This window comes from Salinithrix halophila (assembly GCF_042650125.1).
GTDB lineage: Bacteria > Bacillota > Bacilli > Thermoactinomycetales > DSM-45169 > Salinithrix > Salinithrix halophila.
This window is the reverse complement of sequence record NZ_JBHSAP010000003.1, coordinates 84306-99250: the sequence shown is the minus strand read 5'-3', so window position 1 is coordinate 99250 and position 14945 is coordinate 84306. Positions and strand designations below refer to the sequence as shown.

Genomic DNA, 14945 nt, shown 5'->3' with positions numbered 1-14945 from the left:
CGTTCAGGAGGCGTTTACCCTTCTCCCGCGAAAGACGGATAGGGTTATAAGGAGAGAGAGAACTTGGATGGTGCTACAGTAGTATTAAGTATCCTGCTGATCCTAAACATGGTTTTCGCGACAGTCCTTATCTTTCTTGAACGTCGGGACGCTAGTTCTACTTGGGCATGGTTGATGGTGTTAACCTTCATTCCTGTCCTTGGGTTTCTTATCTATCTGCTTTTTGGTCGGAACTTAAGCAAACAAAAGATCTTTACCTGGGATAAACAAATCCACACCCGGTTAAAAAAAGCGGTAACCGCCCAAAAGGTGAAATGGAGTAACCGGGAATTTTTATTTCGTGATTCGATTTTAAATGAATACAAAGAATTAGTGCTGATGTTTTTGAACAAAGATCAGTCTGTTTTAAGCCAGACCAATGAAGTGGAGATTTTCACCGATGGCCATGAGAAATTCGATGCTTTATTAAAAGATCTTGAAGGAGCCCAACATCATATCCACTTGCTCTACTATATTATCCGCAACGATGAGCTCGGGAAAAAGATAGCTAAGGTACTGGCAAAAAAAGCCCGCGAAGGGGTTCAAGTCCGGGTTATCTATGATGATTTGGGTTCCAGACGGTTAAGCAAAGCATTTATCCGAGACCTTCGCCTTGCCGGCGGGGAAATCGAGGCTTTTTTCCCTGCTAGGCTTCCCTTGATCAACATGCGGTTGAATTATCGCAACCACCGAAAACTGGTCGTGATTGACGGAAAGATCGGGTATATCGGAGGATTCAATATCGGTAATGAATATTTGGGGTTAAATCCCCGGTTTGGATACTGGCGGGATACCCATTTAAAGATCAGGGGGGAGGCCGTTCACCACATTCAATCCCGTTTCATTCTCGATTGGAACCAGGCTTCTAGCCATGATCTCTCCTTTCAGGATGAGTATTACCCGACATCCTCCTCTTTAGGAGGAGTGGGGGCTCAAATTGTAGCCAGCGGGCCTGATTCCGAGTGGGAGCCCATTAAAAACGGCTATATCAAAATGATTTTATCTGCAAAAAAATATGTCCATATCCAAACCCCTTATTTCATTCCGGACGACAGCTTGTTGGCCGCTTTGAAAATCGCCTGCTTATCAGGGGTCGATGTATCCATCATGATCCCCGACAAGCCGGATCATCCCTTCGTCTATTGGGCTACCTACTTCAATGTGGGGGAGCTCTTGAAAGCCGGGGGAAGGGTCTATATCTATCAAAACGGCTTTCTCCATGCGAAGACGATTGTGGTCGATGGAAAAATTGCTTCGGTAGGAACAGCCAATATCGACATGCGGAGTTTTCGCCTGAATTTTGAAGTAAATGCCTTCTTATATCACCGTAGGACCGCTGAACAATTGGCTGAAATCTTCCAAAAGGATATCCTCCAAGCCACTCCCCTGACGCTGGAAGATTACCGACAGCGCTCTTATACGGTTCGTTTTAAAGAGTCGATTTCCCGGTTACTATCCCCCATTCTATAACGATCCTGTGGGACGGTAGGAGGTGGATCCAAATGGGTGACAAAAATCGATGTTTCCTCATCCAATCTTTATCTATGAGGTGAGTTCGATCAATCATCGGTGTAAAGGTCGTTTAAGTGGACGGGTTGCGATTGTTACGGGGGCTAGCCGCCGTCAAGGGATAGGGACGGCCATCTGTCGAGCCTTAGCAGATGAAGGCGCTGACGTTTTCTTTACCCACTGGAAAACCTATGACCAAACCATGGAGTGGGGTGCGGATCATGATTGGCCCACCTTGCTTTGTGAGGAACTTAGCGAAAAAGGAGTTCATGCGGATCATTTCGAAGGGAATCTGGCGGATCCCCAAGTCCCGTCTCAGCTGTTTGACCGTGTCGAAGCGAAGCTTGGTGTACCGACGATTTTGATTAACAATGCTACCCATTCGACAGAGGATGGATGGAAGAACCTGAATGCGGAGGGTTTGGATAACCACTATGCGGTTAACGTCAGAGGAACTAGTCTTCTCTGTGTCGAGTTTGCGAAAAGATTAGACAATCAATGGCGTGGCAGCATCGTCAATATGGTTTCAGGGCAAGACAAAGAGCCGCAGCCGAAGGAGCTGGCCTATGCCGCTACCAAGGGAGCTATATCGGCTTTTACTCGCTCATTGGCGGCGGAGTTGTCTCCCCTTAGGATTACCGTCAATGCGGTGGACCCGGGCCCTACCGACACGGGATGGGTAACGGAAGCATTGAAAAAAGAATTGCTGGCTCGCTCCCCCATGGGCAGATTGGGGAGACCTGAAGATGTAGCGAAGTTGGTTACTTTTTTAGCAAGTGAAGATGCGGCATGGATCACCGGACAAATCATTCATTCAGACGGCGGCTTTCGATAAGGACGCCAAACCCCTGGACCCTGATCCAGGGTTCTTTAATTTTCATGGGTTACCCTGTGAAACCTTCCTGCCATGTTTTCGCGGGATACGTTCGCTTCCAGGAAGGTTTTGAGATTTAGCGGAATGTTTTCGGCCGCCTTTCATATGATTGGGCTGTAACCCTTGTAAAAGCAACTTAACCAACGGTGGCATCTCCATTGAAACAAAAGCCGGTGGCTTCTCTGGTCAGGGAGTTCCGTTGGAGAAAGGGGGATCGATAAGAAAAACGGCCGAAAAATGAGAAACGGGGGAATTTAACCCATGCCTGTATATCCCGATAAGAAGGTGATGACATCACTGACGGTGGCCGGCTCGCTGATTCTGGGTTCTCAAACGGCTGATGCGGCGGCCTACCCGGTGGAGAAAGAGAAATCGACCCGTGGAGAAACCAAGCATGTCGACCAAAATGTATCCGTCCAACAGTCTCCGATAAAGCGTCAATTTCATGTCGCCTCCGGTGGAATTCGCGTCAAAGTAGACACAAAAGCCCAATTTGTGGGGGTTGGAGTTTACAAGGTAAAGCGGGGGGATACGCTAGGACGAATTGCGGCCAGTCATGGCCTAACATTGAAATCCATCCTAAAGTTAAACCCGGGGATCAAGAATCCTTCTCTCATTTATCCTGGACAAAAGATCCGGATCACGGAGGGGACTTCCTCTTCGCCGTCAGAGCCCAATGAAAAGCCTTCTTCACCTTCCGCCGGCTGGAGCAAAAAAGCCAATGCCGTGCTGGGTGATGCAAAAAGTCATTTGGGCGACCCTTACCGGTATGGGGCGGCAGGGCCGGGGAGCTTCGATTGTTCCGGTTTTACCCGTCATGTCTTTAAGAAGAACGGCTACAGCCTGCCACGGAGCAGCTCTGCCCAGGCTACGGCGGGAGTTTCCGTCTCCCGTAACAATCTCCGCGAAGGAGATCTGGTTTTTTTCCGGACAGGTTCTGGCGGGGGAATCAGCCATGTAGCCATCTACATGGGGGACGATAAGATCATCCATGCCACCAATCCCAGGGACGATGTCTGCATCAATCGATTGAGCGAATCCTACTGGAGTCAGCGGTATGCTAGTGCTCGCCGGGTGATCCGATAATGAGAAGAACACAGGGACTTATACCCGTCGTTCGACGGGGGTCGGGGATCGGGGAAAGCAGTGTCCTCTTGCCACCACCTTAGGTGGATCCCCCCTTAAAACCTCAAAACCGCTTCACAGAATCGCTGCGCCTCTGATGAAGTGGCGTGACCATATCAGAAAAACCGCTCCTGTTAAGTAGGGGTGGTTTTTCATGGAACGGGATGGTTAGAAATAAACTCGGGCAAGTTAGGGAAGAGGAGGGATCGCGAGTTGGTGTTCCTGATTTGGTTTGTTGTCTGGTGGATCATTGGCCTCCTTTATATTGACTGGAAACGGTGGCGTATAGGATATCCGACGGCGCTGGCAGGAAGCTTGGGGTCCTTTTTTATCGATACGGCTTCCGTCAGCGGGGGTTTTTGGAGTTACCCGGATCCTTTACTTAGTGGATTGTGGCCCAATATTCTGCTTAATTTCAGCATCTACCCGGTGGGTTCCTGGATCTTTGTACAAAAGCTTCCGGAGGACCGACTCCGGCAGGTTCTTTGGATTATCGGTGGTGCCATTGTTCTCCTGGTGGTGGAGTTTCATTTGGGGTCTCAGGGTCGGATGTCCTATCATAATGGGTGGAATATCGGTTGGTCTGCCCTGGCCAATCTGTTCCTGCTCTCCTTACTCGTTGTCCACTACCGGAAGGCGGAACGGGGTCACCCCAGCTATTCCTGATAGCAATGTATCAGCGTGAAGGACATCCCGGAATAGGATTTTTACGGAGCGACACTGGTACCTGCCTATTGTGAACCCGGACCCGACCAAGGTTTTAACAACCAGACGGATGACGACGGAGCGGACCTGCCCCAAACCCATCTGCTCCACGTTCTGATCGGGTTGGTCATCCTGGTCTTGGGAGCAGGCGGGGTGTATTTTACCGTAAGCGCGGCACTAATCACTGAAAAATGAGAAATATAGAGGAAGGCCCGCTCATTTACTTAGCGGGCTTTTTCTGTTGAAGGGTTCGGCTATACTGATGCCGGAACCCTTGCAAACGGGTATAGTAGGATTAGGGAAAGCAGGTGAAAAGATGACGCCAGAAGAAACGAAACGAAAAATTTGGCCAGTGATGAAAAATGTCTACCGGTCGGTGATGGATGATGGGGTCATCGATCTTGCGGCGGCCTTGGCGTATTATTTTCTGCTCTCGATCTTTCCTCTCCTGATTTTTATCGTTTCGCTACTCCCGTATTTCTCCATCGATCCTGACGAAGCCATCCGGTTTGTGAAGGAGATGGTTCCAAGGACGGCGGCTGAATCGATTGATGAGCCGATCCGGGAGATTTTAAGCCAACGCAAGGGAGGTCTGCTCTCCTTCAGTCTCCTCGCCACCCTGTGGATTGCTTCCAATGGGGTAAGTGCCATGATCCGAATGTTGAATATTGCTTATCAAGTGGAAGAAAGTCGTAATATAATTCGGGCCCGTCTGTTGTCCTTGGCTCTGACAGTCGGAATCGTTCTGGTATTTGCCGTGATGCTGACCTTGCAGGTTTTCGGCAAGTTGCTTTTTGGTTACCTTGATAGTGCCCTCCCCCTATCTGTCGGAACGGAGTTATTGTTTGGACCTCTTCGGTGGGCAGCCGCGGTTGTGGTAACCGTTCTGGTTCTGATAGCCATCTATCAGATTGCTCCCAACATGAGACTCCCGCTTCGGGAAGTCGTTGGAGGAGCAATCGCGGCGACCCTGGGCTGGCATCTGATTTCTCTTGGGTTCTCTTATTACGTCAATCACTTCAATAATTACTCCGGAACCTACGGCAGTCTGGGCGGTATCATCGTATTGATGGTCTGGTTCTATCTGACGGCTTTGATCCTGATCATGGGCGGGGTGATTAATGCAGCCGTCCATCAACATCGGAAGGAAAGGAACGGGACACATTGATTGGGTTATCACTGGGTTATACCTCGGGCCTGCATGGGGTCGGGGGACGCGGAATGTTTATCAGAGTGATCAGCGCCTGAGAGATATTCCCGCCTGCCATCATTCGTGTTATCGCTAAGAAACCACCTCCGAGCTCCGGAAGTGGTTTCTTTGGTTTGGACGGTGTGAAGGGATTCATTTGTTGATAATGTGGGGTTTGATCCCTCGGATGAAAGCTTCGATTTTGATGCGGATCTCCAAAGGCACCTCGAATCGAATCAAGGACCGGTTGAGGTGGCGGATGACTTGTTCATAATCCGAATCGGTAATGTGTAGGTTCCGATGGGCCAAACTCAGTTTGGGGCCTTTGTAAATTTCAGGGCCGCCCAAGGCGTAGGTGACCAAAAAATGCATCTGGTGTTGACGCAAACGGTTCATGTCCATCCCCTGGAAATAATGATTTAAGCGAGGGTCTTGAATTACCCGGTCGTAGAAATCATTAACCACTGCCGATACGCCCTCGTCACCCAGTAGTTCATAAAGGGAGAGCTCATGATGCGGTGGCACGCTGGACCAACTCCTTCTTGGTGATGGTTACGAAGATCGAAGATATGGAAGCACCATTTGGTATAAAAGGGGTAAGATTCCCCCGCGTTTATTCAATTAAAATCAGTCGTGGTTAGCCTATTCAGATAGATTAAGCATACCAGTAATTCTACAAAAAACCGGCACAGATAACACTCCCCTTTTACCAGAAAGGGGAGTGGGAAAGTTTGGCTGCTCTGTTTTTCGGGCGATACAAAGACCCCCCTTTCAAGGAAAAGGGGGGCCTTTAGAGGTTATCGGAGGGCGGCGATGGCGATACAGATCCATCCGGTGAGGAAGGAAATCCCCCCGATGGGGGTAATGGCACCAAGTACTTTGATATTGGTTAGAACCAACACATACAGGCTTCCAGCGAAGAGGACGATGCCGGCGAGGATCAGCCAGCCGCCGACGTTGACAAGGGGAGAGGGACCGATCTTATCGATCAAAAGCCCGATGAACAGCAAAGCTAAGGCATGGATCATGTGATAGTGAGCCCCGGTCTGCCAGTTGGACAACATGCGGTCGGAGACTTTTCCTTCTAGCCCATGGGCACCGAAAGCACCAAGGGAGATCGCCAGAAACATGTTGATAGCTCCCAACAGGATAAACAGTTTCATTTTGAATCACCACCCCTTTCCTGTAGTATAAATCGACCTGAGGTTGAAATCACGCGGTTTCACCTCTTCGCCACAGTTCTTCGCCCATTTGTCCAGTCCCTTTTCTTATGAGAGGAGCATAGGATAGGGAAAGGGTCTGCTACTTAATCGATAGTGATTCTAAATAAGGGTATGCAAAGGGCTGTGATTTATTTATAATAATTACAAATAAATTTCCCGTGGGAAACTTTATTTACAGGTGCCAAAATTGAGACTCATTTTCATCATGCTGTCCGCTTCGAGCGGGCAGCATGCGTTGTTATACGGCTATTAACAATGAATTTTATTCTCAAGGGTTATGGGGGAAAGGCGGTATGAATGATGAAGGAAGGGATCAAGCGCGATGGGTTGTCACCGATGACCGCCTGCCGTCCGGTTGAATGTATAGAGAAGGGTGCAGGATGGAGACGAAACCTGAAGCGACATGGTGAAGGAGCGGCGGCTCTTCTTTGTGGTTTGTTGATCCTAGTTGCTTGGCTGACAGAAGGAAACGCTGGATATGTGAGTCCTTTCCTTTACTTGGTTGCATATGTGGTAGGGGGGTTCGTCAAAGCTGGGGAAGGGATCATGGCGCTGTATAAGGCGGGGAAACTAGACGTCAATTTGCTGATGCTGTTTGCCGGCGGGGGAGCTGCGGTGATCGGTTTTTGGATGGAGGGAGCTTTGCTCATTTTTATTTTCTCTCTGAGCGGTGCCCTTGAAAGCTACAGTGAGCAGCGAAGCCGACGGGACCTGTCCTCCTTGCTGTCCCTCCAGCCCCAGTCCGCTTGGTTGTGGACGAAAGCAGGGGAACGGCGGATCTCCATCGATGCCTTGAAAATCGGTGATGTGGTAGCGGTTAAACCAGGGGAGCAGATTCCCGCCGATGGGACGGTTCTGGAAGGTCGGAGCGAGGTAGACCAAGCTGCCATCACCGGGGAGTCCGTTCCGGTGGACAAAGAAGCGGGGAACCAGGTGTTTGCAGGCACCTTGAATGGCCAGGGCTCTCTCTTTGTACGGGTAGATCATCCGGCATCGGAGAGCACCTTTTCCAAAATCGTTCAACTGGTGGAGGAAGCAAAAACGCAGCAGCCCCCCGTTCAACGACGCATCGATCGTCTGGAAGGTCTCTATGCCTGGAGCATCGTAGCGGTTACCCTATGGTTGATCCTGGTTCCCCCCTTCCTTTGGGAATGGACGTTGCAGGAGTCTGTATACCGGGGAATGGTCTTTCTGGTAGTGGCCTCTCCTTGTGCAGTCGTTGCTTCCATCATGCCAGCGGTACTGTCCGCCATGTCCTGGGGAGCACGGAGAGGGATGTTGTTTAAAGGAGGTGCCTACGTGCAATCCCTTGGCGAGGTGAACGTAGTCGCCTTCGACAAGACGGGCACACTGACCCGAGGGGAACTGCAGGTAACGGATGTCCTCACATTCGGTGCTGAAGATGATAAAGAACTGCTTGCGGCAGCGGCTTCGGTTGAAAGTCTGTCAGAACATCCCATCGCCCGTGCCATTGTTACACAGGCGAATCAACGAGGGATTTCTTGTACCCAGCCAGAATCGTTCCGCTCTAAAACGGGATACGGGGTGGAAGCGGAGTGGAACGGAACCACCTGGCGGTTGGGAAAGCCGGGCTGGCTGGCCGGAGACGAGGAGGCTGAGGAGCTCTGCCGTCTGGAGGGAGAAGGGAAGACCGTGATCTGCATCCGGAGCGATCACGGTGCCGTCGGCCTGATTGCTTTACGAGATACGATCCGCCCGGAAGCCAGGACAGTGGTGAGACGGTTGAAGGAACTGGGAGTCCAAGTAGTCATGTTGACGGGTGACCGTCGGCAGGCAGCAGCGGCGATTGCCGATGAAGTCGGGATAGACTGGGTAGAAGCGGAGCTGTTGCCCGAAGAAAAGGTGAACGCTCTTCATCGGTGGCAGCGGCGTTTCGGCTTGACGGCGATGGTTGGAGACGGGGTGAACGATGCCCCGGCTTTGGCTGTAGCGGATATCGGGGTAGCCATGGGTGCTGCGGGAAGCGATGTTGCTCTGGAAACCGCCCGGGTCGTACTGATGCATGACGACCTGAACCGAGTTGCTGATGCGATCGCTCTCGGGAAGCGAACCGGTTTTATCATCAGGCAAAACCTTCTCTTCGCCTCGGTGGTAATCACTTGCCTGATCACGGCCAACTTCCTCGGGGTAATTTCTCTCCCTTTCGGGGTCATCGGCCACGAAGGAAGTACCCTCCTTGTCATCTTGAACGGATTGCGGCTGTTAAAGTGATGGTTCCAGCGACTAAAAAAGAGAGGGGTGCATTTCCCCCTCTCTTTTTTCATATCAGATGTTATCCGGCAGTTTTCTCCGTTGCGGTTTCCGTTTCGGGACGGGATGGGACAGGGTGTGCCGGTTTGTCATTACGAGTGTTGGCGTCGTGGATCATCTGGTTGATGTCGATCCCGGAGACCTGTTTGACCATTTCCGGGGCCTGGGCCATCAAGCGGGTAACGTAGTTAGATACCTTGGCGGCGCCGTCGCCGCCGTTGCCGGAGTCAACGACGGTGATACGATCGATCCGTTCCATCGGTTCGGCCACTTTGCCGGCCAGTTCGGGAAGCATTTTAACCACCAGGTCGAGAATGGCAGCCTGGCCATAGCGTTCAAAGGCTTCCGCCAGCTTTTCTTTGGCTTCCGCCTCGGCCAACCCTTTGGATCGAATGACTTCCGCCTGAGCCTGACCCTGTGCTTTGTGGGATTCGGCGTCAGCCAACCCCTTAGTACGGATCGCTTCCGCTTCAGCCCGGGCCTGTGCTTCCCGTTCAAAGCGGGCAGCTTGGGCGGCCTGTTCCTGGGAGTAGCGGTCGGCGTCCGCCTTTTTACGCACTTCAGCATCGTATTGTTTTTCACGGCGGAGGATTTCTTTTTCCTCCAATTCGATCGCCTTCTGCTTCCGGACGAGCTCGATTTTCATCTCTTCGTCGACGACCTGTTGCTTGTAGCGGTTTTCCTGCAATTGATAAGCCTGGTCCGCTTCCGCTTTCTTCATATCCTGCTCAATTTTAAAATGAGCGACGTGCAGCTCTTTTTCTTTCTGAGCTTCGGCGATATGGGTTTCGGAGACAAGGGTGGCTTTGGTCCCTTCTTCCCGGGCTTTGGAGGTTTGGATCTCGGTATCCCGGCGGGCGTTGGCCTCGGCGATGTCCGCATCCCGGCGGACCGCAGCGATCCGAGGGCGACCCAGCGCGTCAAGGTAGCCGTTGTTATCCCGGACATCCTTGATGGTAAAAGAAACGATGGCTAGTCCCATCTTTTTCAGGTCCTTAGCTGCCACCGCCTGAACCTCCTGAGCGAAGCGGTCGCGGTTTTTGTAGATCTCTTCCACGGTCATCGTACCCAAGATCGCCCGCAGGTGGCCTTCCAGCACTTCTTCCGCTTCATCTTTTAACAAGTCGACCTCTTTACCCATGAACTGTTCGGCGGCGGTGGCTACGTCATCCAGTGAGCCGCCGATCTTGATAATAGCGACTCCGTCGGCCATCACCGGGACGCCCTGTTCGGTGTACACCTCTGGTGTGGAGACGGTCAGTTTGTGGGAAAGGAGAGAGAGGCGTTCAGCTCTCTGGAAAATCGGTACGATAAATGCCCCGCCTCCGCGAATGATCTTCATCTTTTTTCCGGAGTCGTCAGTGAGCACGTTTTTGCGTCCCAACATGCTGCCGGTGACGATGAGGGCTTCATCGGCCCCTACAGTCTTGTAACGGGCCCAGAAGCCGATCGCGAGGACGCAGAAAGCGACTCCCGCGAGAATCAGTACGGGTAGAATGGTCAAATTGAGTTCACTCCTCGTTAGGTTCATCCGGTACCACCCACAGCGTGTGCTCCTCCACTTTTTGTACCACGATGCGGCTGCCTTGGGGGATCGATTCTCCATGGAAACTGGAAGCGATTTGATTGGTGTTGCCGCCACCTGTCCAGATTAGGACCTCACCGCAACCCGTGGCTGGGATCGTCGTGATGACTTCCCCCTTCCGGCCCGTGAGGTCACTCAGTCGAAAGCCGATGGAACTTTCCGCATTTTCCATGGGTTTGACAAAGAACAGATAAAGAGTGAAAAAGACGGCCAGCGCTGTGAAGAGCGCTGAACCTGTCAGCAGGAGCCCCTCCAAAGGGGTCGTCTGTCCCAGCACGATCCCCGAAGCTCCAAAAGCGGTTAGCGCGCCGACCAGAGTTAGGGGGGTTACCAGAGGAGCACCCAACTCCATCAGGCCATCCAACACGCCGTCCAGCAAATCTCCGAACAGCCAGATGATCCCTGTCAAACCTAACCCGATAAAAAAACAAGCCCAGTAAATCGTCGTCCATTCCATTGGGTCCACACCCCCTTCACCGGTATGTCATTGAATGATACGGATGAAAGAGGGGAGGGTTTCATTTTTTCAAAAAAGAACACCGTTCTCTTCCTGTTCATGAAGGAAGAGAACGGTGTTCTTTTGATAACCGTATAGCCATTAGAATTTGAAACTAACAACGAAGATGATAAAGAGAAGGACCACCAAGGTAGTATTGAGCAGGGCGATGTAACGTTTTACAACCGAAACAGCCTGATCGCCGCCTTCCGCCACCTTTTTGAAGAGTTTGCCTCCATAGATCGGCAGCCCGATCGCGTATAATAGGATAAAAAGGCTGCCGAAGCGCTCCTTGATCGTGAGCCATAGGGGCTTGTCTGCACCGAAGTTGCCGGAGACGAGCATGTAGAGACCAGCCGCCAGGGCTAGGATCGCCACCGGTATCATCATGCGAACGTTTAGGTTGTGGACGCTTTCCATACTCTTTGTCATCGAAATGCCGGTTTCATTCAGTTTGATCGATTTACGCAGCCAAACGGACATGACGGCTAGACCGCCAAACCAGCTGGCTACGCTGAGGATGTGGATAAAGAGGGCGATCTTGTAACCTACCATCTCAAATCACCAAGCCTTTCTCGAATCAATGGGAGCCGATCAACACTTCGAATCGCTCCAGGTCGGCTTGCCGCTCTCCTTGGGAGCCGCTTTTTCCGCCATGGGCGCGGGCGAAGTGTTCGCTCTCCGTCCAGTTGATATAAGCTTCTTTGCTTTCGAAAACTGTTTCGACTACCAGCTGGGAACCGTCCTCCTTCTTTAGCAGCCGGAAGGAAACAAAGCCCGGTACCGTCTCCATTCGTCCGGCGGCACCATCGAACATCTTGCGGAGGTGGTCTAATTGCTCCTCGGACCGAAGGGTGATCCGATTGTTCACCTGGTACATGTCTTTCACTCCTCTCCAGTTTTCATTGTACACGGGAAAACACGATTTTTCCTGCTGTTCCGTCCGTTTCTTCGCTGACCGACATGAAATTAACACAAATTTTTCATTCCGTGTTCATGTCGTGAAGATGTCGGCTTGGGAAGCTAGCGATAATCTGCCTGGATGTTGGACATGCTACCGGGGCAATCCTTCGAAACCGGGAATGATTGCATTGGTTCCCAGAATTTTGTCTGATTTTGGTTTCATTATATAGGGAGATTTTCTATTCTGTATACCCCTACCGAAGGATGTCAGGAAAGGGATCAATCTGATATGGTTGTTTCAAGATCGTGAGAGGGGAGAATGAGAAGGGTCGTTTCCACGACGGTTAGGGAAAAAAAGTCAGGGTTGGCCAAGTACGAAAAAGGGTGGGAGTGAGACGGTGATTACCTTTTCAGCTGTGAGCAAAACCTATGCGGACGGGACTGAAGCGCTGAAGTCCCTCAACTTCCAGGTGGAGGAAGGGGAATTTTTTGTTTTAATCGGCCCTTCGGGGTGCGGAAAGACCACGACGATGAAGCTGGTCAACCGTCTGATCGAGCCGACAGAAGGTGAAATCAGGATCCGCGACAGGGAAATCCACCACTTTGATATTCATGAACTGCGCTGGAATATCGGGTATGTACTACAGCAAATTGCTCTCTTTCCTCATATGAACGTGGCGGAGAATATCGCGGTTGTGCCGGAGATGCGAAAGTGGGACAAAGGGAAGATTCGGCGGCGAACCGACGAACTCCTGGATATGGTGGGCTTAGATCCTGCTACCTACCGGAGTCGACGACCCTCAGAACTCTCTGGTGGGGAGCAGCAGCGGGTGGGGGTGGTTCGGGCTCTCGCCGCTGATCCCGATATCATCCTGATGGATGAGCCCTTCAGCGCACTGGATCCGATCAGTCGGGAACGGCTGCAAAAGGACATCCAAAAGCTGCAACAGGAAATCAAAAAGACCATCATCTTCGTCACCCATGACATGGATGAAGCCTTGGCGCTGGGAGATCGGGTGTGCTTGATGAAAAAAGGGGCCATTTGTCAGATCGATACGCCGCAAAACCTGATACACCATCCAGCAGATGACTTTGTACGCCGATTTATTGGGGACCGCAAATCCCCGTGGAGAACGGCGGTGGATGTCATTGCAGACGGCGAGAGCCCTTGGATTATCCGAGAGGATGCGCTAGCCAAGAAAGAAGAGAAAACCGGCCCCTTCTACGTCATAGACGGACAGGGACGATACCGGGGGCGGTGGAACAGAGGAGAATGGCTGTCCAAGGGCCCCGCCCTGGACAATCATCTTCCCCTTCAGGAAGCACTAGCCCGTTTCCGCAAGAACGAGTTAGAAAGACTGCCAGTCGTGAAGGGAGATCGATTGGTGGGGGTTCTCTCGTATAAAAACATGGTGGACTATCTGGAAAGAACAAACCGGGAAGGAGGAGAAGCCAGTGGAGAACACCTTCAATGAATGGTTCCACTTGGCGCAAAAGCGGTCCGATGTCTTGATCACTACGACGTGGGAACACTTGCAACTCTCCCTGATTTCCCTCTTGCTAGCGGTGTTGATTGCCGTTCCCCTCGGTGTTTGGCTGACACGGCGAAAAAAAGCTGCGGAAGTGATTATCGGCATTACGGCGGTACTTCAGACGATCCCCAGTCTTGCTCTGCTCGGTTTCCTCATCCCTTTGATCGGGATCGGCAAGGTACCAGCCGTCATCGCTCTGACCGCTTATGCTCTCCTACCTGTCTTACGGAATACCTATACGGGGATCAAGGAGGTTGACCCCGCTCTTGTTGAGGCAGGGACAGCGATGGGGATGAGTTCCTGGCGGAGGCTCCGTACGGTGGAGATTCCACTGGCGATGCCGGTGATTATGGCAGGGATCCGAACGGCCATGGTTCTGATTGTCGGTACAGCCACGCTAGCGGCCCTAATCGGTGCCGGTGGTCTCGGGGATTTAATTCTTACCGGCATTCAGCGGGCGGACAACGGATATATCTTGTTGGGGGCGATCCCAGCGGCTCTTTTGGCCCTCCTTTTTGACGGTATTCTGCGTTTGATAGAGAAGAAGTCCCGGGGAGCCGGGTTCAAACCGATTGCTTCCGTTGTTACGGTCGCGGCGCTCGTGGTGCTGGCCCCGCTGGCTGTCCAAGGAGGCGGTAGCAACATCGTGATCGGAGGAAAACTGGGGGCTGAACCCAATATCCTCATTCATATGTACAAGCTCCTCATCGAAGAGGAGACGGATTTGACCGTCCGGTTGCGGCCGGATCTCGGAGGAACCGATTTTCTTTTCAAAGCCCTGAACAAAGGGGACATCGATATCTATCCTGAATTCACCGGCACCGCCTTGACCGCCTTATTGAAGGAGGAGCCGGAATCGACGCAAGAAGAAAAGGTTTACGCGGCGGCTCGGAAAGGGTTGGCCGACAAGTATCAGATGGCTTATTTGAAGCCGATGAAATACAACAATACGTATGCTCTGGCAGTAAAACAGGAGACAGCTAAGAAGTACGATCTAAAAGCCATTTCCGATCTGAAGAGGTATGAAGAAGAACTTAGGGCTGGTTTTACCTTCGAGTTTAAGGACCGGGTAGACGGATATAAAGGAATCCAACGAAAATACGGGATTCACCTAAAACAGATCCGGACGATGGATGCCGGTCTCCGGTCGAAAGCTTTGGAAGCGGGTGATGTCGACTTAATTGATGCCTACTCCACCGACGGGTATATGATCCAGTACCGCCTATTGGAGCTGGAGGACGACAAAAACCTGTTCCCGCCTTATCAGGGAGCCCCGCTTCTTCGGCAGGAAACCTTGGATGAGCACCCCGAGCTGGCAGGAGCCCTCAACAAGCTGGCCGGAAGGATTACGGAGAAGGAAATGCGCCGCATGAATTACCGAGTCGATTTCCACGATGAAGACCCGGAGAAGGTGGCGCGGGAATTTCTGAAGAAAAAAGGATTGATCCGCTAAGAGGAAAAAACCCGCACCGTTAGAGGTTCGGGTTTTTGAAT

At 51.8% G+C, this 14945-nt stretch carries 14 protein-coding genes; 8 read left to right on the top strand and 6 right to left on the bottom strand.

What is annotated here, in order from left to right; genetic code table 11:
- Positions 1-63: 63 nt before the first annotated feature.
- The 5 genes from cls to ACFOUO_RS00815 all read left to right on the top strand — a co-directional run bounded on the left by cls (position 64) and on the right by ACFOUO_RS00815 (position 5420).
- Positions 64-1509 (top strand): cardiolipin synthase, encoded by a 1446-nt coding sequence (cls, locus tag ACFOUO_RS00835; protein WP_380701190.1) that lies wholly within the window; start codon positions 64-66, stop codon positions 1507-1509.
- 49 nt (positions 1510-1558) lie between these two features.
- Positions 1559-2383, top strand: a complete 825-nt coding sequence (locus ACFOUO_RS00830; protein ID WP_380701188.1) for an SDR family oxidoreductase — start codon at positions 1559-1561, stop codon at positions 2381-2383.
- Positions 2384-2683: 300 nt separating this feature from the next.
- Positions 2684-3508, top strand: coding sequence for a C40 family peptidase (locus ACFOUO_RS00825; RefSeq protein ID WP_380701186.1), 825 nt, complete (start codon positions 2684-2686; stop codon positions 3506-3508).
- Positions 3509-3763: 255 nt separating this feature from the next.
- On the top strand, positions 3764-4213 hold the full coding sequence (locus tag ACFOUO_RS00820; protein ID WP_380701219.1) for a CBO0543 family protein: 450 nt from the start codon (positions 3764-3766) through the stop codon (positions 4211-4213).
- A gap of 355 nt (positions 4214-4568) precedes the next feature.
- On the top strand, positions 4569-5420 hold the full coding sequence (locus ACFOUO_RS00815; RefSeq protein ID WP_380701184.1) for a YihY/virulence factor BrkB family protein: 852 nt from the start codon (positions 4569-4571) through the stop codon (positions 5418-5420).
- 174 nt (positions 5421-5594) lie between these two features.
- Here ACFOUO_RS00815 and ACFOUO_RS00810 read toward each other — a convergent pair whose 3' ends face one another.
- A complete protein-coding gene (locus tag ACFOUO_RS00810; RefSeq protein ID WP_380701182.1) occupies positions 5595-5966 on the bottom strand; it encodes a group I truncated hemoglobin in 372 nt (123 codons plus the stop codon).
- Positions 5967-6238: 272 nt separating this feature from the next.
- On the bottom strand, positions 6239-6604 hold the full coding sequence (locus ACFOUO_RS00805) for a DUF423 domain-containing protein (RefSeq protein WP_380701180.1): 366 nt from the start codon (positions 6602-6604) through the stop codon (positions 6239-6241).
- Between the two features lie 360 nt (positions 6605-6964).
- On the opposite strand from ACFOUO_RS00805, the gene ACFOUO_RS00800 reads away from it, so the two are divergent.
- Positions 6965-8896, top strand: a complete 1932-nt coding sequence (locus ACFOUO_RS00800; protein WP_380701178.1) for a heavy metal translocating P-type ATPase — start codon at positions 6965-6967, stop codon at positions 8894-8896.
- Positions 8897-8957: 61 nt separating this feature from the next.
- Here ACFOUO_RS00800 and ACFOUO_RS00795 read toward each other — a convergent pair whose 3' ends face one another.
- The 4 genes from ACFOUO_RS00795 to ACFOUO_RS00780 all read right to left on the bottom strand — a co-directional run bounded on the left by ACFOUO_RS00795 (position 8958) and on the right by ACFOUO_RS00780 (position 11896).
- Positions 8958-10466 (bottom strand): flotillin family protein, encoded by a 1509-nt coding sequence (locus ACFOUO_RS00795; RefSeq protein ID WP_380701176.1) that lies wholly within the window; start codon positions 10464-10466, stop codon positions 8958-8960.
- Positions 10447-10977: an NfeD family protein gene (locus ACFOUO_RS00790; RefSeq protein WP_380701174.1), complete on the bottom strand. Its 531-nt coding sequence runs from the start codon at positions 10975-10977 to the stop codon at positions 10447-10449. Before ACFOUO_RS00790 ends, ACFOUO_RS00795 begins: the two co-directional genes overlap by 20 nt.
- A gap of 141 nt (positions 10978-11118) precedes the next feature.
- The gene (locus ACFOUO_RS00785; protein WP_380701172.1) at positions 11119-11571 is read right to left on the bottom strand and encodes a hypothetical protein; all 453 of its coding nucleotides are present in this window, start codon (positions 11569-11571) and stop codon (positions 11119-11121) included.
- Between the two features lie 25 nt (positions 11572-11596).
- Positions 11597-11896 carry an antibiotic biosynthesis monooxygenase family protein gene (locus ACFOUO_RS00780; protein WP_380701170.1) on the bottom strand — a complete coding sequence of 100 codons (300 nt, stop codon included), beginning with the start codon at positions 11894-11896 and terminating at the stop codon, positions 11597-11599.
- 421 nt (positions 11897-12317) lie between these two features.
- On the opposite strand from ACFOUO_RS00780, the gene ACFOUO_RS00775 reads away from it, so the two are divergent.
- Positions 12318-13394: an ABC transporter ATP-binding protein gene (locus ACFOUO_RS00775; RefSeq protein WP_380701168.1), complete on the top strand. Its 1077-nt coding sequence runs from the start codon at positions 12318-12320 to the stop codon at positions 13392-13394.
- Entirely contained in the window at positions 13375-14904 is a 1530-nt protein-coding gene (locus tag ACFOUO_RS00770; protein WP_380701166.1) for an ABC transporter permease/substrate-binding protein, read from the top strand. Before ACFOUO_RS00775 ends, ACFOUO_RS00770 begins: the two co-directional genes overlap by 20 nt.
- Positions 14905-14945 lie beyond the last annotated feature (41 nt).

Bases quoted from the DNA above. Each gene is read 5' to 3' on its own strand.
- ACFOUO_RS00830 (WP_380701188.1), top strand. From the start codon at position 1,559: ATGTTTCCTCATCCAATCTTTATCTATGAGGTGAGTTCGATCAATCAT.
- ACFOUO_RS00825 (WP_380701186.1), top strand. From the start codon at position 2,684: ATGCCTGTATATCCCGATAAGAAGGTGATGACATCACTGACGGTGGCC.
- ACFOUO_RS00815 (WP_380701184.1), top strand. From the start codon at position 4,569: ATGACGCCAGAAGAAACGAAACGAAAAATTTGGCCAGTGATGAAAAAT.
- ACFOUO_RS00805 (WP_380701180.1), bottom strand. From the start codon at position 6,604: ATGAAACTGTTTATCCTGTTGGGAGCTATCAACATGTTTCTGGCGATC.
- ACFOUO_RS00800 (WP_380701178.1), top strand. From the start codon at position 6,965: ATGAAGGAAGGGATCAAGCGCGATGGGTTGTCACCGATGACCGCCTGC.
- ACFOUO_RS00795 (WP_380701176.1), bottom strand. From the start codon at position 10,466: ATGAACCTAACGAGGAGTGAACTCAATTTGACCATTCTACCCGTACTG.
- ACFOUO_RS00790 (WP_380701174.1), bottom strand. From the start codon at position 10,977: ATGGAATGGACGACGATTTACTGGGCTTGTTTTTTTATCGGGTTAGGT.
- ACFOUO_RS00785 (WP_380701172.1), bottom strand. From the start codon at position 11,571: ATGGTAGGTTACAAGATCGCCCTCTTTATCCACATCCTCAGCGTAGCC.
- ACFOUO_RS00780 (WP_380701170.1), bottom strand. From the start codon at position 11,896: ATGTACCAGGTGAACAATCGGATCACCCTTCGGTCCGAGGAGCAATTA.